This window comes from Cupriavidus sp. FW305-27 (assembly GCF_058787995.1).
Genome location: NZ_JBYTAG010000005.1, coordinates 53,839 through 76,051, shown reverse-complemented (window position 1 = coordinate 76,051; position 22,213 = coordinate 53,839). Strand labels below are relative to the sequence as shown.

Genomic DNA, 22,213 nt, shown 5'->3' with positions numbered 1-22,213 from the left:
AGACCTGTCATGCCTGAAGTCCAAAGGATGACCCTGACGCAGTTCCTGATCGAGGAACGCCGCCGCTATCCGGATGCCAGCGGCGGCTTCAACGGCCTGATTCTCAACGTCGCCATGGCCTGCAAGGAAATCGCGCGCGCGGTTGCCTTCGGCGCGCTGGGGGGCTTGCACGGCAAGGCCAGCAATCAAGCCGGAGAAGCAGGGGCCGTCAACGTGCAGGGCGAAATCCAGCAGAAGCTGGACGTGCTGAGCAATACCACCTTCCTGCGCGTCAACGAGTGGGGCGGGTACCTGGCCGGCATGGCGTCGGAGGAGATGGAGGCGCCTTACCAGATCCCGGATCACTACCCGCGCGGCAAGTACCTGCTGGTGTTCGATCCGCTCGACGGCTCATCCAACATCGACGTCAATGTCTCGGTGGGCAGCATCTTCTCGGTGCTGCGCGCGCCTGAGGGCGCAAGCGCCGTCACCGAGCAGGATTTCCTGCAGCCCGGCAGCGCCCAGGTGGCGGCCGGCTACGCGCTCTACGGTCCCACCACCATGCTGGTGCTGACCGTGGGCAATGGCGTCAACGGCTTCACGCTCGATCCCAACCTGGGCGAGTTCTTCCTCACGCACCCCAACCTGCAGGTGCCGGCCGATACCCAGGAATTTGCCATCAATGCGTCGAACAGCCGCTTCTGGGAAGCGCCGGTGCAGCGCTACATCGCCGAGTGCATGGCCGGCAAGAGCGGGCCGCGCGGCAAGGATTTCAATATGCGCTGGATCGCGTCGATGGTGGCCGAGGCGCACCGCATCCTGATGCGTGGCGGCGTCTTCATGTACCCGCGCGACTCCAAGGATCCCGCCAAGCCGGGCCGCCTGCGCCTGCTGTACGAGGCCAATCCGATCGCCTTCCTGATGGAGCAGGCTGGCGGGCGCGCCAGCACGGGCCGGCAGACGCTGATGTCGGTGGCGCCGGGTGCGCTGCACCAGCGCATTGGCGTGATCTTCGGCTCGCGCAATGAAGTGGAACGGATCGAGGGCTACCACACCGACCAGACCGATCCCGACCTTCCGAGTCCCCTGTTCAACGAGCGCAGCCTGTTCCGCGCGTCTGCCTGAGGTGCCTGGCCATGTCAGAACGTTATCCCATTATCGCCATCACCGGCTCCTCGGGCGCCGGTACCACGTCGGTGACCCGTACCTTCGAGAACATCTTCCGCCGCGAGGGCGTGAAGTCAGTGGTGATCGAAGGCGACAGCTTCCACCGCTATGACCGCGCCGAGATGAAGGTCAAGATGGCCGAGGCCGAGCGCACCGGCAATATGAACTTCAGCCACTTCGGCGAGGAGAACAACCTGTTCGGCGAGCTGGAGAACCTGTTCCGCTCCTATGCCGAAACCGGCACGGGCATGCACCGGCACTACCTGCATAGCCCGGAGGAAGCCGCGCCGTTCGGGCAGGAACCCGGCACCTTCACCCAGTGGGAGCCGCTGCCGGCCGATACCGATCTGCTGTTCTACGAGGGCCTGCACGGCGGCGTGGTCACCGATTCGGTCAATGTCGCCCAGTATCCCAACCTGCTGATCGGCGTGGTCCCTGTCATCAACCTGGAATGGATCCAGAAGCTCTGGCGCGACAAGAAGCAGCGCGGCTATTCGACCGAGGCCGTGACCGACACCATCCTGCGCCGCATGCCGGACTACGTGAATTACATCTGCCCGCAGTTCTCGCGCACGCATGTGAACTTCCAGCGCGTGCCGTGCGTGGATACGTCCAACCCCTTTATCTCGCGCGAAATCCCCGCACCCGATGAAAGCATGGTGGTGATCCGCTTTGCCAACCCGAAGGGGATCGACTTCCAGTACCTGCTGAGCATGATCCACGACTCCTTCATGTCGCGCGCCAACACCATCGTGGTGCCCGGCGGCAAGATGGAGCTGGCCATGCAGCTGATCTTCACGCCCTTCGTGCTGCGCATGATGGAGCGCCGCAAGCGCGCCGCGCAGTAAGGACTCGACCGTGAAACGCCGACTCGCGAGGATCTCCTGAATGAACGCACCAGAACGCATCGATTCCGCAGCGCGCTGTGCCAACGCGCTGCGCTTCCTGGCCGCCGACGCGGTGGAGCAGGCCAAATCGGGCCACCCCGGCGCACCCATGGGCATGGCCGAGATGGCCGAAGTGCTGTGGCGGCGCCACCTGCGACACAACCCGGCCAACCCGGCCTGGCCCGACCGTGACCGCTTCGTGCTGTCCAACGGCCATGCGTCCATGCTGCAGTATGCGCTGCTGCACCTGACCGGCTACGACCTGCCGATGTCGCAGCTGCGCCAGTTCCGCCAGCTGCACGCGGCCACGCCCGGCCATCCGGAGCTTGGCGTGACGCCGGGCGTGGAAACCACCACCGGGCCGCTGGGACAGGGCCTGGCCAATGCCGTCGGCATGGCGCTGGCGGAGAAGCTGCTGGCCGCCACCTTCAACCGGCCCGGCTTCGACATTGTCGACCACCACACCTACGTCTTCCTTGGCGATGGCTGCCTGATGGAAGGACTCAGCCACGAGGCCTGCTCGCTGGCGGGCACGCTCAGGCTGGGCAAGCTGATCTGCCTGTACGACGACAACGGTATCTCCATCGACGGCGAGGTCGCCGGCTGGTTTGCCGACGACACCCCGAAGCGCTTTGCCGCCTATGGCTGGCATGTGATTGCGGACGTCGACGGACACGATGCGCACGCCCTCGATGCCGCGCTGCACGAGGCCAAGGCCGAGCGCGACCGGCCCACGCTGATCTGCTGCCGCACCGTGATCGGCAAGGGCGCGCCCGCCAAGGCCGGCGGGCACGATGTGCACGGCGCCCCGCTGGGCGCGCCGGAGATCGCCGCCATGCGCACCGCGCTGGGCTGGGAAGCCGAGCCCTTCACGGTGCCGGCGGATGTCGCCGACGCCTGGGATGCACGCGCGCAAGGCGCCGCGCGCGAGGCCGAATGGGAGGCGCGCTTCGTCAGCTATTGCGCCGCGCACCCCGAACTGGCCGAAGAATTCGTGCGCCGTGCCAATGGCCGCCTGCCCGAGGGCTTCGATGCCGAATTGATGGCGTTGCTGGACGCGCCGTCGCCGCTGCAAGGCAAGATCGCCACGCGCAAGGCATCGCAGCTGTGCCTGGAGGCGCTCACGCCCGCCTTGCCCGAGCTGCTGGGCGGCTCGGCCGACCTGACCGGGTCCAACCTGACCAATGTCAAGGCGTCGGTCTGGGTCAACCATGCCGGGCATGGCAACTACGTGAGCTACGGCGTGCGCGAGTTCGGCATGGCCGCCGCGATGAACGGCATTGCGCTGCATGGCGGGCTGATCCCCTACGGCGGCACCTTCATGACCTTCTCGGACTACTCGCGCAATGCCATCCGCATGGCGGCGCTGATGCGCCTGCGCGTGGTCCACGTGCTGACCCATGACTCGATCGGGCTCGGCGAGGACGGTCCCACCCACCAGCCGGTGGAACACGCCGCCAGCCTGCGCCTGATCCCCAACAACCAGGTCTGGCGTCCCTGCGACGGCGCCGAGACCGCGTACGCGTGGCTGGCCGCGCTACGGCGCGAGGATGGCCCGAGCTGCCTGGTGCTGTCGCGGCAGGCGCTGATGCCGTTCGAGCGCAATCCGGCCCAGCGCGCGGAGATTGCGCGCGGCGGCTATGTGCTGCGCGATGTGCCGGCGCCGCGCGTGGTGCTGATTGCCACTGGCTCCGAGGTGGAAATCGCCATGCGCGCGGCGCTGGACCTGGCCGATGCCGGCATCGCCGCGCGCGTGGTGTCCATGCCCTGCGTGGAGCTGTTCTACGCGCAGGACGTGGCGTACCGCGACACCGTGCTGCCACCTGGCCTGCCGCGCGTCAGCGTGGAGGCGGGCGGCACCTGGTTCTGGCGCGGCGTGGTGGGCGAGCAGGGCCTGGCGCTGGGCATCGACACCTTCGGCGAATCCGCGCCGGCCGAGGCGCTGTACCAGCACTTCGGCCTGACCCCGGCGCATGTCGCAGCGGCCGCGCGCGTGCTGCTGGAGGAGGCGTGATGGCTACCGTATCCATGCCCTGCACCGCGGTGCTGATCGACCTGGACGGCACGCTGGTCGACAGCGCGCCCGATATTGTCGAGGCCGCCAACCGCATGCTGGCCGACTTCGGCAGCCCGGCATTGCCGTTCGACACCGTGGCCGGCTTCATCGGCCGCGGCGTGCCCAACCTGGTGCGGCGCGTGCTCGAGACCGCCGGGCTTACGCCGCGGGTTGAGGCCGCCGAAGCCGTGGCGATGTTCCACCGCCACTATGCCGAGACCAACGGCCGCCTCGGGTCGGTGTTCCCGGGCGTGGAGGCAGGCCTGGAGGCGCTCAGGCGCCAGGGCTACCGGCTTGCCTGCGTCACCAACAAGCCGCGCGCGCTGGCGGTGCCGCTGCTGGCGCTGACCGGGTTGTCGCAGTACCTGGAAGTGCTGGTGGCGGGCGACTCGATCGCGCAGATGAAACCGGATCCCGAACCGCTGCGCCACGCCTGCAACCTGCTCGACGTCGATACGGCGCAGGGCGTGCTGGTGGGGGATTCGGCGGTGGACGTGGCGGCGGCGCGCGCGGCCGGCATCCCGGTCTGCCTGGTTCGCTATGGCTACGCCGGCCCCGGCGGGCCCGCGGCGCTGGGCGCGGATGCGCTGCTCGATTCGCTGGAGGCGTTGCCGGCGCTGCTGACGCCGGCGCGGCTGGCGCCAGCCGCCTGATGTTGCGCCGGCGCGCCAGCGCGACCGGCAAGGATACCAAGACAAGTAAAGGAGACAGCATGACTATCAAGGTTGCCATCAACGGCTACGGACGCATCGGCCGCAATGTGCTGCGCGCCCACTATGAAGGCGGCAAGCGGCACGATATCGAGATCGTCGCCATCAACGACCTCGGCAACGCGGCCACCAATGCGCACCTGACCCAGTACGACACCGTCCACGGCCGCTTCCCGGGCGAGGTCTCGGTCGACGGCGATGCCTTCCGCGTCAACGGCGACCGGATCCGCGTGCTGGCGCAGCGCAACCCGGCCGAGCTGCCGTGGGGCGAGCTGGGCGTGGACGTGGTGATGGAATGCACCGGGCTCTTCACCAGCAAGGAAAAGGCCTCGGCCCACCTGAGGGGCGGCGCGAAGAAGGTGATCATCTCCGCCCCCGGCGGCAAGGACGTGGACGCCACCATCGTCTACGGCGTCAACCACGGCGTGCTGAAGGCCACCGACACGGTGATCTCCAACGCCTCCTGCACCACCAACTGCCTGGCGCCGCTGGTCAAGCCGCTGCACGAGAAGCTGGGGCTGGTGAACGGCCTGATGACCACCGTGCACTCCTATACCAACGACCAGGTGCTGACCGACGTCTACCACGAAGACCTGCGCCGGGCGCGCTCGGCCACCATGTCGATGATCCCGACCAAGACCGGCGCAGCCGCCGCGGTCGGGCTGGTGATGCCTGAGCTGGACGGCCGGCTGGACGGTTTTGCCGTGCGCGTGCCGACCATCAATGTGTCGCTGGTCGACCTGTCCTTCGTGGCGGCGCGGCCGACCACGGTGGAGGAGGTGAACGGCATCCTGAAGGCCGCCGCAGAAGGCGAGCTCAAGGGCATCCTGGACTACAACACCGCGCCGCTGGTCTCGGTGGACTTCAACCACAACCCGGCGTCGTCCACCTTCGACGCCACCCTGACCAAGGTCAACGGCACCCTGGTCAAGGTGTCGGCCTGGTATGACAACGAATGGGGCTTCTCCAACCGCATGCTGGATACCGCGGTGGCGTTGGCCCACGCACGCTAGCAGATCGCCATGATGAGCCTATCCCATGCTACGAACCCGCAACCGAAACCCGCGGCGGCGCCGCACACGCTGGCCGCACTGCTTGCAGCCGGTGGACTGGCTGGCAAGCGGGTCTTCATCCGCGCCGACCTCAACGTCCCGCAGGATGCAGCGGGCGCTATCACCGACGATACCCGCATCCGGGCTTCCGTGCCCGCCATCGCGGCCTGCCTGCAGGCGGGCGCCGCGGTGATGGTCACCTCGCACCTGGGCCGGCCGCAGGAGGGGGCGCCCGACCCGCGCCACAGCCTGGCGCCGGTGGGCCGCCGCCTGTCTGAACTGCTGGGCCGCCAGGTGCCGCTCTTGTCCGGCTGGACCGAGGGCGGCTTCCAGGTGCCGCCCGGGCAGGTGGTGCTGCTGGAAAACTGCCGCATGAACACGGGCGAGAAGAAGAACAGCGACGAACTGGCGCAGAAAATGGCGGCGCTGTGCGATGTCTACGTCAACGACGCGTTCGGCACCGCCCACCGCGCCGAGGCGACCACGCATGGCATCGCCAGGTACGCCCCCATTGCCTGCGCCGGCCCGCTGCTGGCCGCCGAGATCGACGCGCTGGGCAAGGCGCTGGGCCAGCCGGCGCGTCCGCTGGTGGCGATCGTGGCCGGCTCCAAGGTCTCGACCAAGCTGACCATCCTGAAGTCGCTGGCCGACAAGGTCGACAACCTGATCGTCGGCGGCGGCATTGCCAATACCTTCATGCTGGCCGCCGGCCTGAAGATCGGCAAGTCGCTGGCCGAGCCTGACCTGCTGGCCGATGCCAGGGCCATCATCGACATCATGGCCAGGCGTGGCGCCTCGGTGCCGATTCCGGTCGACGTGGTGTGCGCCAAGGAATTCAGCGCCACTGCCGCGGCCACCGTCAAGGACGTCAAGGACGTGGCCGACGACGACATGATCCTGGACATCGGCCCCAAGACCGCCGCGATGCTGGCCGAGCAGCTCAAGGCCGCCGGCACCATCGTCTGGAACGGCCCGGTGGGCGTGTTCGAGTTCGACCAGTTCGGCAACGGCACCAGGGTGCTGGCCCAGGCCATCGCTGAATCGAAGGCGTTCTCGATCGCCGGCGGCGGCGACACGCTGGCCGCGATCGCCAAGCACGGCATTGCCGACCGCGTGGGCTATATCTCGACCGGCGGCGGCGCGTTCCTGGAATTCCTGGAGGGCAAGACGCTGCCCGCGCTGGCCGTGCTGGCACAGCGCGCCGCTGCCTGAACCCGACCTCACCGATTCTGCAATCAGTAAAGGAGCTTCATCATGGCACTCATTTCCTTGCGCCAGCTGCTGGACCACGCGGGAGAGTTCGGCTACGGCGTGCCGGCCTTCAACGTCAACAACCTGGAACAGATCCACGCCATCATGGAGGCGGCCCAGGAAACCGACAGCCCGGTCATCCTGCAGGCCTCGGCCGGCGCCCGCAAGTATGCTGGCGAGGCTTACCTGCGCCATATGGTGCTGGCCGCGGCCGAGACCCATCCGGATATCCCCATCGTGCTGCACCAGGACCACGGCTCCAGCCCGGCGATCTGCCAGGCCTCGATCCGCTCCGGCTTCACCAGCGTGATGATGGACGGCTCGCTGCGCGAAGACATGAAGACCCCCTCCGACTACGACTACAACGTCGAGGTCACGCGGCGCGTGTGCGAGATGGCGCATGCGATCGGCGTGTCGGTGGAAGGCGAACTGGGCTGCCTGGGCTCGCTCGAAACCGGCCAGGCCGGCGAAGAGGACGGCGTGGGCGCGGCGGGCACGCTGTCGCACGACATGATGCTGACCGACCCGGCCCAGGCGCGCGACTTCGTTGCCCGCACCGGCGTGGATGCACTGGCGATCGCCATCGGCACCAGCCACGGCGCCTACAAGTTCTCACGCAAGCCCACCGGCGACATCCTGGCGATGGACCGCATCCGCGAGATCCACGAGCAGATCCCTGACACCCACCTGGTGATGCACGGCTCCAGCTCGGTGCCGCAGGAATGGCTGGAGATCATCCGCCAGTACGGCGGCGACATCAAGGAGACCTACGGCGTGCCGGTCGAGGAGATCCTGCGCGGCATCAAGATGGGGGTGCGCAAGGTGAATATCGATACGGATATCCGCCTGGCCATGACCGGGGCCATCCGCAAGTCCTTGTCCGACGACCGCAGCGAATTCGATCCGCGCAAGGCGCTGCTGGCGGCCAAGAAGGGGGCGAGAAGCGTGGTCAAGCTGCGCTTCGAGGCCTTCGGCTGCGCCGGGCAGGCCTCGCGGATCAAGCCGGTGCCGCTGGAGCGGGTGGCGAAGCTCTATTCCTGAAGGAGCATCCGCACCACGAGCCCAGGCACACGCACCCCTCTCCCGCGAGCGGGCGAGGGGTGCAAACCGGCAGCAGGAGTTGTTCGCGTGACTAACCCCAACGCCGTCACCAGCAACCTGGCGCGGCACAAGGAGCAAACATGGCCAATCGACGCGAAGTGCCCGGTATCAGGAAGTACGACGGTCCCGCCGGCGGCTGGGGGGCGCTGAAGGCAACTGCCACGGCGATCCGCACGCAGATGGATACCGTCAAGGCGCCGATCACGCTGATGCGGACCAACCAGCCCGACGGCTTCGATTGCCCCGGCTGCGCATGGCCCGACAAGGAGCACCGGTCGACCTTCCAGTTCTGCGAGAACGGCGCCAAGGCCGTGACGTGGGAGGCAACCACCAAACGGGTGCCTCCCGAGTTCTTTGCAACCAATACGGTGTCGTCGCTGTTGAACCGGACCGACTATGAGCTCGAAGACTTTGGCAGGCTGACGCATCCCCTGGTCTATGACCGCGCCACCGACACCTTCCGCGCGGTGGAATGGGAGGCCGCGTTCGCCCGCATCGGCGAAATCCTGCGCGGGCTATCGCCCGACCAGGTCGAGTTCTATACCTCGGGCCGGGCTTCCAACGAAGCCGCCTACCTGTACCAGCTGTTCGCGCGCGAATATGGCACGAACAACTTCCCCGACTGCTCGAACATGTGCCACGAGCCCACCAGCGTGGGCTTGCCGCGCTCGATCGGCATCGGCAAGGGCACGGTGTCGCTGGAGGACTTTGACACCTGCGAGCTGATCATTTCGATCGGCCACAACCCGGGCACCAACCACCCGCGCATGATGGGGACGCTGCATGAGGCGTCGCGCCGCAAGGTGCCGATCCTGGTGTTCAACCCGCTGCGCGAACGGGCGCTCGAGCGCTTTGCCGACCCGCAGAACATGGTGGAGATGGCCACCTATGGTTCCACCCGGATTGCGTCGTCCTACTTCCTGGTCCGCGCCGGTGGCGACGCCGCCGCCATCAAGGGGGTGATGAAGGCGCTGCTGGACCTGGAAGCCAGCCAGGGCAATGTGCTGGATCACGACTTCATCGCGGTCCACACCGAGGGCTTCGAGGCGCTGGCCGACGATCTGCGGTCGACCGAATGGGCGGATATTGAAAAGACCAGTGGGCTGACCCGTGCGGACCTGGAACTGGTCGCGGCGGCCTATGCCAAGTCGAATGCCACCATCGTTACCTATGGCATGGGCGTGACCCAGCACAACGAAGGCACGGCCAATGTGCGCCTGCTGTGCGACCTGCTGATGCTGCGCGGCAACTTCGGCAAGCCCGGCGCCGGCATCTGCCCCTTGCGCGGCCACTCCAATGTCCAGGGGAACCGGACTGTCGGCATTACCGAGAAGCCGTCGGCCGGCTTCCTGCAGCGGATCGAGGACACCTTCGGCTTCAGCCCGCCCGCCGGACACGGGCACGATGCCGTCAACGCGATGCAGGCGATGATCGATGGCAAGTCCAGGGCGCTGTTCTGCCTGGGCGGGAATTTCGCGGTCGCCTTGCCCGATCCCGAGCAGTGCTTCCCGGCCATGGGCAAGCTCGACCTGAGCGTGCATGTCGGGACCAAGCTCAACCGCACGCACCTGCTGGTGGCCAGGGAGACCTATGTGCTGCCTTGCCTGGGCCGCACCGAACTGGATGTGCAGGAGACCGGGCCGCAATCGGTGACGGTGGAGGATTCGATGTCGATGGTGCATGCCTCGGCCGGCAAGCTCGCGCCGGCGTCGGAATTCCTGCGCTCCGAGCCGGCCATCGTGGCGGGCATTGCCACCGCGACCCTGCCTGACAGCAAGGTGCCATGGCTGGAGCTCGTCGCCGACTACGACAGGATCCGCGACCTGATCGAGAAGACGGTGCCCGGCTTTGAGGATTTCAACGCGCGCGTGCGGGTCCCTGGCGGATTCCGCATGCCCTTGCCACCAACCGAGCGCAAATGGGAAACGTCGTCGGGCAAGGCCGAGTTCTACGTGTTCAAGGGGCTGCATGAAGACAAACAAGTCCATGCCGACGATGTGCTGCGGCTGGTGACCATCCGCAGCCATGACCAGTACAACACCACCATCTATGCCATGGACGACCGCTACCGGGGCGTGTTCGGGCGGCGCGACGTGCTGTTCATGAACCCGGCCGACCTGGCCGCGCGCGGCCTGGAGCATGGCGACCTGGTCGACATCGAGACCATCGCCGCGGGCCGGCAGCTGCGTTTCGAGAAGATCACTGCGATCGAATATGAAATTGCGCCTGGCTCCGTCGCTGCCTACTATCCGGAAGCAAACAGGCTGGTGCCGCTCGACTACATCGACGAGGACAGCGGCACCCCGTCCTACAAGTCAGTGCCCGTGCGCGTGGTGCGTTCGGAGGTGACGTAATGGCAGGCGAGCCCACCATCACGTAAGCACGGCTCATGCCCGCTTTCCAGCGCCGTTGTGCGCGGCCCCGAGCGCGCGCAACGGCCCTCTGTTGAAGCAATGCGACCTACCTGTGGAGGAAAGTCCATCATGCCGACCCTATGCGAAATCTGCAACGCACGTCCCGCCGTGGCGCGGGTGACGGTGGTTCAGGACGGCGAGCGCAAGACGATGTCGATCTGCGACTACGACTACCGGCAGCTGCTGCGCCACCAGGACATGCTCAACCCGTTCGACTCCCTGCTGGGTGGCGGCGGGCTGTCCCGCTTCTTCCGAGGAATGGGAGGCGGGATGGATGACGACGAGCATCCCGGATTCTCCACCGAAGTCCCGCGCGAATCCGTCGACCCCACCGATGCCTTCAGCGAGCAGACCATGGAACTGCTGCAGCGCGCCGCGGAGAAGGCGCACGAGCTGCGGCGCAATGAGCTGGACACCGAGCACCTGCTCTACGTGCTCGCCGATACCGATGTCTGCTCGGCGCTGCTCAAGGAGCTAAAGCTCTCGCCGCAGGATATCAGGGGCTATATCGACGAGCACGCGCAGACCGGAACCGCAGGGCCTGACGCGGCCATCGACCGGATGACGATCTCGCCGCGGCTGAAGAAGGCCTTCCAGTATGCCTTCCAGGCCTCGCGCGACCTCGGGCATTCCTACGTTGGCCCCGAGCACCTGCTGATCGGCCTGGCCTCGGTCCCGGAAAGCATCGCCGGGACGCTGCTCAAGAAGTATGGCGTCACCCCCGAGGCACTGCGCCAGAAGGTGGTGAAGGTGGTCGGCAAGGGCGCCGAGGATGGCCGCGTCGATACGCCCACCGGCACGCCCACGCTGGACAAGTTCGGGCGCGACCTGACCGCGATCGCGCGGCAGGGCAAGCTCGATCCGGTGCTGGGCCGTGCGCAGGAGATCGAGAGCGCGATCGAAGTGCTGGCGCGGCGCAAGAAGAACAACCCGGTGCTGATTGGCGAGCCTGGCGTGGGCAAGACCGCGATCGTGGAAGGGCTGGCGCAGCGCATCGTCAATGGCGATGTGCCGGAGGTGCTGCGCGGCAAGCGCCTGGTTGAGGTGAACATCAATTCGATGGTGGCGGGCGCCAAGTACCGCGGCGAGTTCGAGGAGCGTGCCAAGCAGCTGATTGACGAGGTCACCGCCAAGAACGACGAACTGATCCTGTTTATCGACGAACTGCACACCATCGTCGGCGCGGGGCAGGGCGGCGGCGAGGGCGGGCTCGATATCGCCAACGTGCTCAAGCCGGCGCTGGCGCGCGGCGAACTGAGCCTGATCGGCGCCACCACGCTGAACGAATACCAGAAGTACATCGAGAAAGACGCGGCGCTGGAACGGCGCTTCCAGCCGGTGCTGGTGCCGGAGCCGACCGTCGAGCAGACCATCGTCATCCTGCGCGGCCTGCGCGACAAGCTTGAGGCGCACCACCAGGTCACCTTCGCCGACGACGCCTTTGTGGCCGCGGCGGAACTGTCGGACCGCTACATCACCGCGCGCTTCCTGCCGGACAAGGCCATCGACCTGATCGACCAGGCCGCGGCGCGCGTGCGCATCGGCGCCACCTCACGCCCCGCGGATATCCAGGAACTGGAGGCCGAGATCGCCCAGCTCAAGCGCGAGCAGGACTATGCGTCGTCGCGCAAGCGCTTTGACGAGGCCAAGGGCTTCGAGGACCGCATCAACGACAAGCAGAAGCGGCTTGACGAGTTGACCGAGGCGTGGCAGCGCAAGACGGGGTCGGAGACCCTGGAGGTGACGGTTGCGGCCATTGCCGAAGTGGTGTCGCGCCTGACCGGCATCCCGGTGACCGACCTTACCCAGGAAGAGCGCCAGAAGCTGCTGAAAATGGAAGCGCGGCTGCGCGAGCGGGTGGTGGGGCAGGACGACGCGGTGGTCGCGGTCAGCGATGCGGTGCGCCTGTCGCGCGCAGGCCTGGGGCAGGCTAACCGCCCGATCGCGACCTTCCTCTTCCTCGGGCCGACCGGCGTTGGCAAGACCGAGCTGGCCAAGGCCCTGGCGGAAACCGTGTTCGGCGACGAGCAGGCCATCATCCGCATCGACATGTCCGAGTACATGGAGCGCCATGCGGTGGCCCGGCTGATCGGTGCGCCGCCGGGCTATGTCGGCTATGACGAAGGCGGGCAGCTGACCGAGCGCGTGCGGCGCAAGCCCTATAGCGTGATCCTGCTGGATGAGATCGAGAAGGCCCACCCGGACGTGAACAACGTACTGCTGCAGGTCTTCGACGACGGCCGCTTGACCGACGGCAAGGGCCGCGTGGTGGACTTCAGCAATACCGTCATCATCGCCACCAGCAACCTGGGCGCGCCGATCATCATGGACAACCTGGAGCAGCCCGAGGACAAGCGCATGCCTGAGAAGGACTTGCGCGAGGCGCTGATGAAGGTGCTGAAGGGACACTTCCGGCCCGAGTTCCTGAACCGAATCGACGACATCATCGTGTTCCATGCGCTGTCGCGCGAGAACATCCGCGCGATCGTGCAGATCCAGCTGGAGCGTGTGGTGCGCACCGCCGCCGCGCAGGACATCACGGTCAAGCTCGATGATGAGCTGGTCGATCACCTGGTCGAGGTGGGCTACCAGCCTGAGTTTGGTGCGCGGGAACTGCGGCGCCAGATCCGCCAATCGGTCGAGACCGGCCTGGCCAAGGAGATCCTCGGCGACAAGCTGAAATCAGGCGACAGCGTCGAGCTTGGCTACGACAAGGCAAGCGAAGCCGTGGTCTTCAGGAAGATGGAAGCCGTCAAGAAGCCGAAGGCAGGCAAAGCTGCCGCCAAGGGCGCTGCACCCAGGAAGGCGGACAGCACCGTCGCAGCAGGAGACTCCGGCGCTTGAGCGCAAGAGCCAGGGCAATCACGACTTTCGTGGGAGGTTCGCAAATGCAGGAGTACGACTTTTACATCAATCTGCTGAAGCCGACGCTGGGTCTCTATGTGCGCAAGGGGGAACGACTTCAGGACCTCGCCGACGCAAAGGAGTGGCAACTTGAAGGGACGGTTCCGGAGAGCGCACTGCCACCTGGCATGTTGAAGGGTCTGGAAGCCAACGGGCACGCCTTCCAGGAACTGGGAGGGTAAGCAGCCACGCGCGGGCCGCGGCCTGCTCCTATGGGTTGCGGCCGCGCGGCTTCCTTCCTGCCAGCATTACTTCTCGTCGACAAAGAACTCGATACCTTCGTCGATGCATTCTTTCGGCTGGGCAAAGGTAATCCAGCCATGACCCCTGAGCGTGATTTCGTCACGGCGCAGGATGAGCGCGCTTTCGCCATCGATCTTCACATGGGTGCCGTTCGAGCTTCTGTCGATCAGGACAAAGCGGCCGCCGCGCGGCTCCACCGTCGCCTGGAATCTCGAAACCTGCCGGTCCGTGACGACAATGCTCATGGTCGTGTCCCGGCCGATGGTGACAGGCGGCGAGGCGGTGTTCATTTCGAAGACGGTTTCCCGATACCGCAGCGAAAGCAGTGCCGAGCGGGCCAATGCAAGATCCACCGGGGCCACCAGGGTCAGGTCGATGCTCTGCTGCCAGATCGCTTCGTACAGCTCGATCACCTGGTGCTTGCCGCGCACCTGTATCGGATACAGGTAGCGTGTCATCTGGCGCAGCCCTGCTGAGAGCTGCTCCACCGCGTTCTTGCTGGTGATGATCTGGCCCCGCGACGCCAGGCTGGCCAGTCGGGCGGCGAGGTTGACGGTGTCGCCGAACAGGTCGCCGGATTCATCCGACAGGATCGGGCCATGGTGAAAGCCGATATGGATCGCCAGCGGAGCGCCGATGATCGGCGGCAGCCCGGCGACGGCCTCCTGCATGTCCAGTGCCGCCCGCATCGCATTCTCCGCGGTGGGAAACAGCACCATGATTTCGTCACCGATGGTCTTGACCACCCGGCCTTGCGCGGCCGCGGAGTGGGACTTCATCAGCGCCAGGCACTGGCGGATTGCGCCAAGCGCCGCCGCATCGCCGGCCTGCTCGTAGAGCCTGGTGCTGTCGCAGACGTCCGCGAACATCACCGATCCATCAGAGGCGTCTTGTCGCGAATCTTGGTCCATATGCATCACAGGCCGTTTGATCGGAGCGCGCCATGCCTTCGATCGGCAGTGCGCTTCGTCTGCATGATTCTGCATCATAGAACTTCATCGCGACATTGCAGCGCTGGTGACCATCCCGCAAAAGTGCTGCTTGCCGATCCGGGCGCCTGGGGCCTCTGCTGCCGTTTCGTCTTGCCAGGGATCGCATCAGGCACTACAACGATCTAGCACGCCGACGACGGTGAAGGAGGAGGCTCCATGAAGCATGACGCCCGCAACCCCCTCGTCGCCGCCATTCGCCAGCTCTTGGCGGGGTCGGTCCTGACGCTTCCGGTGCTTGCCTTCGCTGCCGGGCCCGGCGGATCCTTCCAGCCCACGCAGGTGTCGGCCACGCCGGACCGCAATGCGGGGCTGCAGGCCTTCGCGCAGATCGAGCGTGTGCTGCTGCATGCCCGCTGCCTGAATTGCCACGTGCCGGACGGCCCGCTGCAGGGCGATGCGAAACGGGTGCATTTTCCACCGGTGCAGCGAGGCACCGACGGCAAGGGCGTGCCGCCGCTGCAATGCGCCACGTGCCATGGCACCCAGAACAGCCCGCTCGCGCATGCGCCGCCCGGGCTGGATACCAATGGCCAGCCGGGCTGGCACATGCCGCCGGCGAAGATGAAGATGTCATGGCTGGGCCTGTCCGGGCCGGCGCTATGCAAGGTCTTCCGGGACACCAGGACCAATGGCGGCCGTTCGCTGGCGATGCTCGAAGAACACATGGTGACCGACCACCTGGTGGCTTGGGGCTGGCAACCGGGGCCGGGGCGTGAATTGCCGCCGCTGGACAAGCCCGCGTTCGACGAGCAGGTGCGCCAGTGGATACGCAACGGCGCGCCGTGCGATACGCGCGAGCCGTTGCGCACCTCTGCCGGCCCTACACGCGCCGCCGCCGACGAAGCCTTGCTGAAGAACCTGCGCGCTATCGCCGGATCAGGCGCCTTGACCCAGACGAAAGGCACCAGCAACGGGAGCCAGCCATGATTTCCTTTCAACTGAACGGCAAGACCCAGCAGGTTGACGTGCCCGGCGACACGCCGGTGCTGTGGGTGCTGCGCGACACGCTGGGCCTGACCGGCACCAAGTTCGGCTGCGGCATCGCCGTGTGCGGCGCGTGCACGGTACATGTCGATGGCCAGCAGCGCCGCGCGTGCGTGACACCGGTGTCTTCCATCGCCGGCCGGCAGCTCACCACGATCGAGGGCATCGGCGAGGACCCGGTGGGGCGCGCGGTCGAAGAGGCCTGGGTGCGCAACGACGTCACGCAGTGCGGCTATTGTCAGAGCGGCCAGGTCATGTCGGCGGTGGCGCTGCTCAGGGTCAACCGGCGCCCGACCGATGCCGACATCGAACAGGCCATGAGCGCCAACCTGTGCCGCTGTGGCACCTACGCGCGCATCCATGCCGCGGTCAAGGATGCAGCCAAGGCTATCGGCTGAGGAGATGCCATGAGACTCATGCAGCAGGCAAGCGGCGGCATCGACCGGCGGACCTTCCTGAAACTGAGCTTCGGCTCGGGCTTCGCGCTCTGTGCCGTTCCGCTTGGCGCGCAGACGGAGGCGGCCGCGCAGCCCAAGGCGCCAGTGCAGCCATCGGCCTTCATCAGTATCGATGCCGACGGCACCGTGATGGTCACGATCGGCAAGCTTGAGTTCGGGCAGGGCGTGCAGACGGCACTGCCGATGCTGGTGGCCGAGGAACTGGACGCGGACTGGAGCACGGTGCGCTGCCAGCTGGCCCCGGCCGGCGAGGCCTATAAGGATCCGGTGTTCCATATCCAGATGGTCGGCGGCTCGACCAGCATGAAGAACTCGTGGACCCAGTATCGCGAGGTCGGCGCGCGCATGCGCGCCATGCTGCTCGGGGCGGCCGCCAGGCGCTTCGGGGTCCCGGCCGGGCAGCTGAAGGCCGAGGCCGGCGTGGTGACCGCGCCCGACGGCCGCCGGGCCACGTACGGCGAGCTGGCCGCCGCGGCCTTGGCCGAGCCGGTGCCAGCAAGCGTGCAGCTGAAGTCGCCGCAGCAGTTCAGGCTGATCGGCAAGCCCACCGGCCGGCTCGATGCGCGCGACAAGTCCACCGGCAGGCAGCAGTTCGGCATCGACACGGCGCTGCCCGGCACGCGTACCGTGGTCATGGTGCATCCGCCGGTGTTCGGCGCCAGGGTCGCGCGCTTCGACCCGGCGCGTGCCAGGGCCATCGCCGGCGTGGAAGAGGTCTACCAGGTGCCGCTGGCCGGCGGCGCGACCGGGTTGGCGATCGTGGCCAATGGCTTCTGGCCCGCGCGCACGGCGCGCGAGGTGCTGCAGGTGGAATGGGACAGCAGCGGCGTCGAGAAGCCGGATAGCGATGCGCTGCTGGCGCGCTATCGCGAGCTGGCGGCCAGGCCCGGCGTGCAGGCCAAGGCGGCGGACACTTCGGCGCTTGCCACCGCGCCACACAAGCTCACCGCCGAGTATGTCTTCCCCTACCTGGCGCACACGCCGATGGAGCCGCTCAACTGCACCATCGACTTCCGCGGCAACCAATGCACGGTGTGGGCCGGCTCGCAGTTCCAGACCGTCGACCAGGCCAACGTCGCAGCCGTGCTCGGCCTGAAGCCGGAACAGGTGACATTCAACACCATGATGGCCGGCGGCGGCTTCGGCCGGCGTGCCGTGCCCACGTCCGACTACCTGTTCGAGGCCGCGCAGGTGGCCAAGGCGCGCTACGCGGCCGGCCGGCGCGAGCCGATCAAGATGATCTGGACGCGCGAAGACGACGTGCGCGGCGGCTACTACCGCCCGATGCACCTGCACCGCGTTGACATCGGCCACGATGGCAAGGGCAAGGTGCTGGCCTGGAAGCACGTGATCGTCGGCCAGTCCATCACCAGCGGCACGCCGTTCGAGTCCTTCACCGTGAAGAACGGGGTCGACTCGACCATGGTCGAGGGCGTGAGCGACAGTCCTTATCCGTTCCCGATCGCGCTCGAGATCCATCACCCCAAGGTCAATGTGCCGGTGCTGTGGTGGCGCTCGGTGGGGCACACGCACACGGCCTACGTGATGGAGACTCTGGTCGATGAACTGGCGCGCGCCGGCGGGATCGATCCGGTGGCCTACCGCCGCACGCTGCTGCGTGAGCACAAGCGTCACCTGGCGGCGCTGGACCTGGCGGTCGAGCGCTCGGGCTACGGCAAGCGGCGTCTCTCGGCCGGGCGTGCCTGGGGCGTGGCGGTGCATGAATCGTTCGACACCGTGGTGGCCTACATCGTCGAGGCCTCGATGCGCGGCAACCAGCCGGTGGTGCACCGGGTCACCGCGGCCGTCCACTGCAATATGCCGATCAATCCGCGCACGGTCGAGGCGCAGGTCCAGGGCGGCATGATGATGGGGCTGGGCACCACGCTGCCCGGAGCCCAGATCACGCTGAAGGATGGCGTGGTCCAGCAAGGCAACTGGAACGACTACCGAGTGGCGACGCATGCGGACACGCCGCCGCAGATCGCGGTGCACATCGTGCCATCGGCCGACCCGCCGACCGGCATTGGCGAGACCGCGGTGCCGCCGATCGCACCGGCACTGGCCAACGCCGTCGCGGCGCTCACCGGCAAGCGGCATCGCAGCCTGCCGTTCACCGCGTGATCTTCGAGCAAGTCGGCATGGCCTGCGTGCGGTGATCTCTCCCCAAGCGGGAGAGCGAGCACCCAGACAAAATGCCAACAGTCTTGGGTGCGCCAAAGCCACCGGAACCAGCCTAAGCAAGATGTTCTCCCTTTCCCCTCATGGGGAGAGGGCCGGGGTGAGGGGTGGTCTAGCCAGGATCCGCATCAAGCGGCGCCTTCGGTTTTATCCATCACAATGGCCGTTGAAGTGCGAGGATCCGGAATTCGTGAGGCTGCGTTTTCCGGAAAATCAACCACTTATCAGTGAATTCGGCCAGCGCTTTCCCGTATTAGAAGCGGAAATAGCGAGACTGCACTGACTTGAGCGCGAATTCGTTGGACTGGTTCGCGCAGGTGCTCACTGTCCCTTGCCCGAGACGACGAGAACCCGTACACGTTGACGGGGGTATGCCGGATCCGGCGTTTCCTCTGGCATGCACGAGAAGTCAGCACTGGCGCGGGTTGACGCAACGGGCTTCTGATTCGGCAGTGCGGGAGTCCATCGTACACGAACGGCCATGGGGCGGCGGTGAACGGTGCATTCGGAAATGGCAGAGGCGGGCAATCCGATTAGCGGCGATCATGCAGTCTGATCCTGTCCGCATCCCGAGCCACCATGCACGTCCATCTGCAGTCCCACATGCACGTCAGCCTGCAGCGGCTGTTGCTGGCTTTCCCGCTGGCGGTCTCTGCGGCCCACGGCAGGCTGGTGCTCAGGCGCCGCGGCTATGAGCGTGTGCTGCTGCCGGGCCAGCAGCTCACCATCGAACCGTTTGAAACCTTTGCGCTGCACCTGGATGGCAGCAGCACTCAGCCGGCCGCGTGCACCCTCGAAATCCAGCGCATGATCCCCGCGGCGCAGCAGGAATGCCTGCACCACCGCATCTGCAAGCGGGTCTTCCTGCAACCCCATTACGCCTGGAATGCCGCGTTTATCGCGGAACGGCTGGGCATGTCCACGGCACAGCTGCGCCGCATGCTGTTTTCGCAGGGCACGGCGCTGACCGAGCTGTGCCGCACGCAACGGCTGATGCGGTTGCTGTTCGAGGTCATGGCCGGTGATGCCGGCATTGGCGATGCCCGGCGGCGCGTCGGCTGGCCAGCCAGCAGTGATCTGGACTGCGCTTTCTACGACCGCTTCGGCTTATCGATGGAAGCTGCCAGCCGGTTGGCGGTCGCGCGCGCAGCGCAGCGGCGGCGCTCCGTCGCCTGACTCGTTCCCAAAAATCTACCGGACGTTCGCAAGGATCCGGGATCAGGTCCCGGATGCGAGGGTGCCGGCCACTGCGAATTGCGCCCGCCAGAGTGTACTGAACGCCGCGCTTTGCGAGATAATCCGCCCTTACGCTGCGGAATGATGTCATGCGCTTTGATCTGGTCGACCTGAAACTGTTCACGCATATTGCGGAGGCCCAGAGCCTGACCGGCGGTGCGCAACGCTCGCACCTGTCGCTGGCCGCGGCCAGCACGCGCATCAAGAACCTCGAGGAACACGTCGGCGTCAAGCTGCTGAGCCGCAGCAGCCAGGGCGTGAAGGTGACCGGGGCGGGGGAGACCCTGCTCGCCCACGCGCGCCGCGTGCTGCGCCAGCTGGAGCAACTGAGCGGCGATCTGCAGGAATATGCGGCGGGCGTGAAAGGCCATGTGCGCGTGTTCGCCAACACCACCGCGATGAGCGAATTCCTGCCGGCGGTGCTGCGCAGTTATCTCGTCAGCCATCCGGACGTGACCATCGACATGCACGAGCGCCTGAGCCCGGATATCGTGCGCGCGGTGCAGGAGGGCATGGTGGATATCGGCATCATTGCCGGCAACGTGCGCACGGAAGGGCTGGAGGTGATGCCGTACCGGCGCGACCGCCTGGTGCTGGCCACCGCGCTGAGCCATCCGCTGGCCGAGCGCGGCAGCGTGGATTTTATCGATACGCTGGACTACGACTTCATCGGCCTGCCCGAGGCCAGCGCGATCCACAATTTCCTGTTGCGGGCCGCGACCGACCTGCAGCGCACGCTGCGCTGGCGCGTGCAGGTCAGCAACTTCGAGACCGCGTGCCGGATGATCGAGGCCAATGTCGGCGTCGGCGTGTTGCCGGAGACTACCGCCAGCCGCCATGCGAAGACGATGGCGCTGCGCATCGTCCAGCTCAACGATGAATGGGCCGAGCGCAAGCTGCAGATATGCGTGGCCGACCTCGGCGCCTTGCCGCTGTTTGCGCGCAAGCTGGTGGACCTGCTGGTCGAGGACGGACTCGGGCGCCAGGACTGAGGGCGCCCGGCGGACTAGGCCTTGTCCGCCAGCATCTGCCGTAGCTGGTGCTTCAGCAGCTTGCCGCTGGCCGTGGTGGGGATCGAGGCAACGCGCAGGATCCGCTCCGGGCGCTTGTACGGCGACAGGCGGTCGACCAGGTAGTCGTGCAGCGCCTGCGCGTCAAATTTCTCGCCATCCCTGATCTCGACGAAGGCGATCACTTCCTCGTTGCCGTCCGCGGTGGGCTGCCCGATGACGGCTGATACGCGCACGGACGGATGCGTGTTGATGACCGATTCGACTTCGATCGGGTAGACATTGAAGCCCGAGCGGATGATCAGGTCCTTGGTGCGGCCGACGATGAACAGCGCGCCGCCGAGGTCCAGCCGGCCGATGTCGCCGGTATTGAGCCAGCCGTCGGGCCGCAGGGCCTCGGCGCTCAGGTCCGGTGCGCGGTAGTAGCCGCGCATCACGCCGGGCCCCCTGATCCATAGCTCGCCGGGTTGCCCCTGCGGCACCGGCTTGCCCTCCGGCCCGACTACCCGCAGCTCTGCACCTTCGACGATCTCGCCCGCCGAGCAATCGGTGCGCGGCCGGTCCATGCGGGTCACGAACAGCGACCCCGCATATTCGGTCATGCCGTAGCCATGGTGCAGCGGCTGGCCGAACATCGCCTCGACGTCGTGCTTGAGCGTCGGATCAAGCGGCCCGCCGCCGGTGTAGAGATAGCGCAGCCGCGGCGAAGCCTGCAGGGGCGTGCCCGTTGCCCGCACATGGGCGACGATGCGGTTGAACATTGTCGGCACGCCCTGCAGCAGCGTGATCGCACCCTGCCGGATCGCGGCGGTGACATCAGCGGCATTGAAACGCGCGCTCAGGTACAGGCTGGCGCCGGCCTGCAGGGTCGAGACCAGCAGCGTCCCCAGCCCGAACACATGCGACATCGGCATGACCGCATAGGCGCAGTCGTCTGCCTGCATGCGGCGCGACTCGACCGTGACGCGCGCAAAGTGCAGCAGGCCCCGGTGGGTGACCATCACGCCCTTGGGCTGTCCGGTGGTGCCGGAGGTATAGATCAACGCGGCGACATCACGCGCGAGCGCTTCAGGCTCGCGCTCGCCGGCCTCGTCGACAGCGCCCGCCATCAGCGGGCCGAGGCCGGCCGGGGCAATCTCCCTGGCCCGGTAGCGCACGCCGTGCCGCAGGGCATCGGGCGACACCGCGTGGGTGAACAGCATCAGGCGCGGCTGGCAGTGGGCGCGGATCACCTCGATTTCCCGCTCCGACAGGCGGGCGTTGACGACGACCGGCCACGCGCCCAGTTCCGACAAGGCGAACACCAGCGTGATCACCGCCAGGCAGTTCTCGGCCGTGATCAGCACCCGATCGCCGGTGCCCACGCCCTGCGCTTGCAGGTAGCGCTGCGCATCCTCGATGCCCGCCCACAGCTGCGCATAGGTGGTGGTCCGGCCTTCCTCGAAGACGGCCACATGGCCGGGGGTCTCGGCGGCCCAGCGGCGAGGGATGTCGCTGATCCGTGGTGGGGTGTCTCGGTCCGGTGGCATCTCGCGGGAATCCTTGTGCTGGAAAAACCGTTCGGCGAGGCGGGGGCCAGCCGAACGGC

Annotated in this window: 17 protein-coding genes; 15 read left to right on the top strand and 2 right to left on the bottom strand. The window is 66.8% G+C overall.

The features are described 5' to 3' along the window. Window positions 1–9 precede the first annotated feature (9 nt). The 10 genes from AC3WRI_RS03665 (at window position 10) to AC3WRI_RS03620 (ending at window position 13,703) form a co-directional block, all read left to right on the top strand. Window positions 10–1,104 carry a class 1 fructose-bisphosphatase gene (locus tag AC3WRI_RS03665; RefSeq protein WP_011617202.1) on the top strand — a complete coding sequence of 365 codons (1,095 nt, stop codon included), beginning with the start codon at window positions 10–12 and terminating at the stop codon, window positions 1,102–1,104. A gap of 11 nt (window positions 1,105–1,115) precedes the next feature. Next, on the top strand, window positions 1,116–1,994 hold the full coding sequence (locus tag AC3WRI_RS03660; RefSeq protein WP_010809295.1) for a phosphoribulokinase: 879 nt from the start codon (window positions 1,116–1,118) through the stop codon (window positions 1,992–1,994). Between the two features lie 40 nt (window positions 1,995–2,034). After that, entirely contained in the window at window positions 2,035–4,047 is a 2,013-nt protein-coding gene (gene tkt, locus AC3WRI_RS03655) for a transketolase (RefSeq protein WP_010809296.1), read from the top strand. Beyond that, window positions 4,047–4,742, top strand: coding sequence for a phosphoglycolate phosphatase (gph, locus tag AC3WRI_RS03650; RefSeq protein WP_010809297.1), 696 nt, complete (start codon window positions 4,047–4,049; stop codon window positions 4,740–4,742). Before tkt ends, gph begins: the two co-directional genes overlap by 1 nt. 59 nt (window positions 4,743–4,801) lie before the next feature. Beyond that, window positions 4,802–5,812, top strand: coding sequence for a type I glyceraldehyde-3-phosphate dehydrogenase (gap, locus tag AC3WRI_RS03645; RefSeq protein WP_010809298.1), 1,011 nt, complete (start codon window positions 4,802–4,804; stop codon window positions 5,810–5,812). Between the two features lie 9 nt (window positions 5,813–5,821). Continuing rightward, the gene (locus AC3WRI_RS03640) at window positions 5,822–7,063 is read left to right on the top strand and encodes a phosphoglycerate kinase (RefSeq protein ID WP_011617201.1); all 1,242 of its coding nucleotides are present in this window, start codon (window positions 5,822–5,824) and stop codon (window positions 7,061–7,063) included. Window positions 7,064–7,105: 42 nt separating this feature from the next. Beyond that, entirely contained in the window at window positions 7,106–8,143 is a 1,038-nt protein-coding gene (gene fba, locus AC3WRI_RS03635) for a class II fructose-bisphosphate aldolase (RefSeq protein WP_010809300.1), read from the top strand. 140 nt (window positions 8,144–8,283) lie between these two features. Continuing rightward, the gene (locus AC3WRI_RS03630; protein WP_010809301.1) at window positions 8,284–10,557 is read left to right on the top strand and encodes an FdhF/YdeP family oxidoreductase; all 2,274 of its coding nucleotides are present in this window, start codon (window positions 8,284–8,286) and stop codon (window positions 10,555–10,557) included. Between the two features lie 129 nt (window positions 10,558–10,686). Next, a complete protein-coding gene (locus AC3WRI_RS03625; protein WP_011617200.1) occupies window positions 10,687–13,461 on the top strand; it encodes an ATP-dependent Clp protease ATP-binding subunit in 2,775 nt (924 codons plus the stop codon). A gap of 44 nt (window positions 13,462–13,505) precedes the next feature. Further along, window positions 13,506–13,703 carry a hypothetical protein gene (locus AC3WRI_RS03620; RefSeq protein ID WP_011617199.1) on the top strand — a complete coding sequence of 66 codons (198 nt, stop codon included), beginning with the start codon at window positions 13,506–13,508 and terminating at the stop codon, window positions 13,701–13,703. Window positions 13,704–13,769: 66 nt separating this feature from the next. On the opposite strand, the gene AC3WRI_RS03615 is transcribed toward AC3WRI_RS03620, so the two are convergent. Beyond that, window positions 13,770–14,675, bottom strand: a complete 906-nt coding sequence (locus tag AC3WRI_RS03615; protein WP_011617198.1) for an adenylate/guanylate cyclase domain-containing protein — start codon at window positions 14,673–14,675, stop codon at window positions 13,770–13,772. 237 nt (window positions 14,676–14,912) lie between these two features. Between AC3WRI_RS03615 and AC3WRI_RS03610 the strand changes: the two genes are divergently transcribed. The 5 genes from AC3WRI_RS03610 (at window position 14,913) to AC3WRI_RS03590 (ending at window position 20,607) form a co-directional block, all read left to right on the top strand. After that, the gene (locus AC3WRI_RS03610) at window positions 14,913–15,683 is read left to right on the top strand and encodes a hypothetical protein (RefSeq protein WP_011617197.1); all 771 of its coding nucleotides are present in this window, start codon (window positions 14,913–14,915) and stop codon (window positions 15,681–15,683) included. Then, on the top strand, window positions 15,680–16,138 hold the full coding sequence (locus tag AC3WRI_RS03605; RefSeq protein ID WP_011617196.1) for a (2Fe-2S)-binding protein: 459 nt from the start codon (window positions 15,680–15,682) through the stop codon (window positions 16,136–16,138). Before AC3WRI_RS03610 ends, AC3WRI_RS03605 begins: the two co-directional genes overlap by 4 nt. 9 nt (window positions 16,139–16,147) lie before the next feature. Further along, complete coding sequence (locus AC3WRI_RS03600; RefSeq protein ID WP_011617195.1) at window positions 16,148–18,322, top strand: xanthine dehydrogenase family protein molybdopterin-binding subunit; 2,175 nt, start codon at window positions 16,148–16,150, stop codon at window positions 18,320–18,322. A 636-nt stretch (window positions 18,323–18,958) separates the two neighbouring features. Continuing rightward, window positions 18,959–19,555: a helix-turn-helix transcriptional regulator gene (locus AC3WRI_RS03595; protein ID WP_011617193.1), complete on the top strand. Its 597-nt coding sequence runs from the start codon at window positions 18,959–18,961 to the stop codon at window positions 19,553–19,555. Between the two features lie 149 nt (window positions 19,556–19,704). Further along, the gene (locus tag AC3WRI_RS03590; RefSeq protein WP_011617192.1) at window positions 19,705–20,607 is read left to right on the top strand and encodes a LysR family transcriptional regulator; all 903 of its coding nucleotides are present in this window, start codon (window positions 19,705–19,707) and stop codon (window positions 20,605–20,607) included. A 14-nt stretch (window positions 20,608–20,621) separates the two neighbouring features. Here AC3WRI_RS03590 and AC3WRI_RS03585 read toward each other — a convergent pair whose 3' ends face one another. Then, window positions 20,622–22,154, bottom strand: a complete 1,533-nt coding sequence (locus tag AC3WRI_RS03585) for a class I adenylate-forming enzyme family protein (RefSeq protein ID WP_492292595.1) — start codon at window positions 22,152–22,154, stop codon at window positions 20,622–20,624. Between the last annotated feature and the right edge of the window lie 59 nt (window positions 22,155–22,213).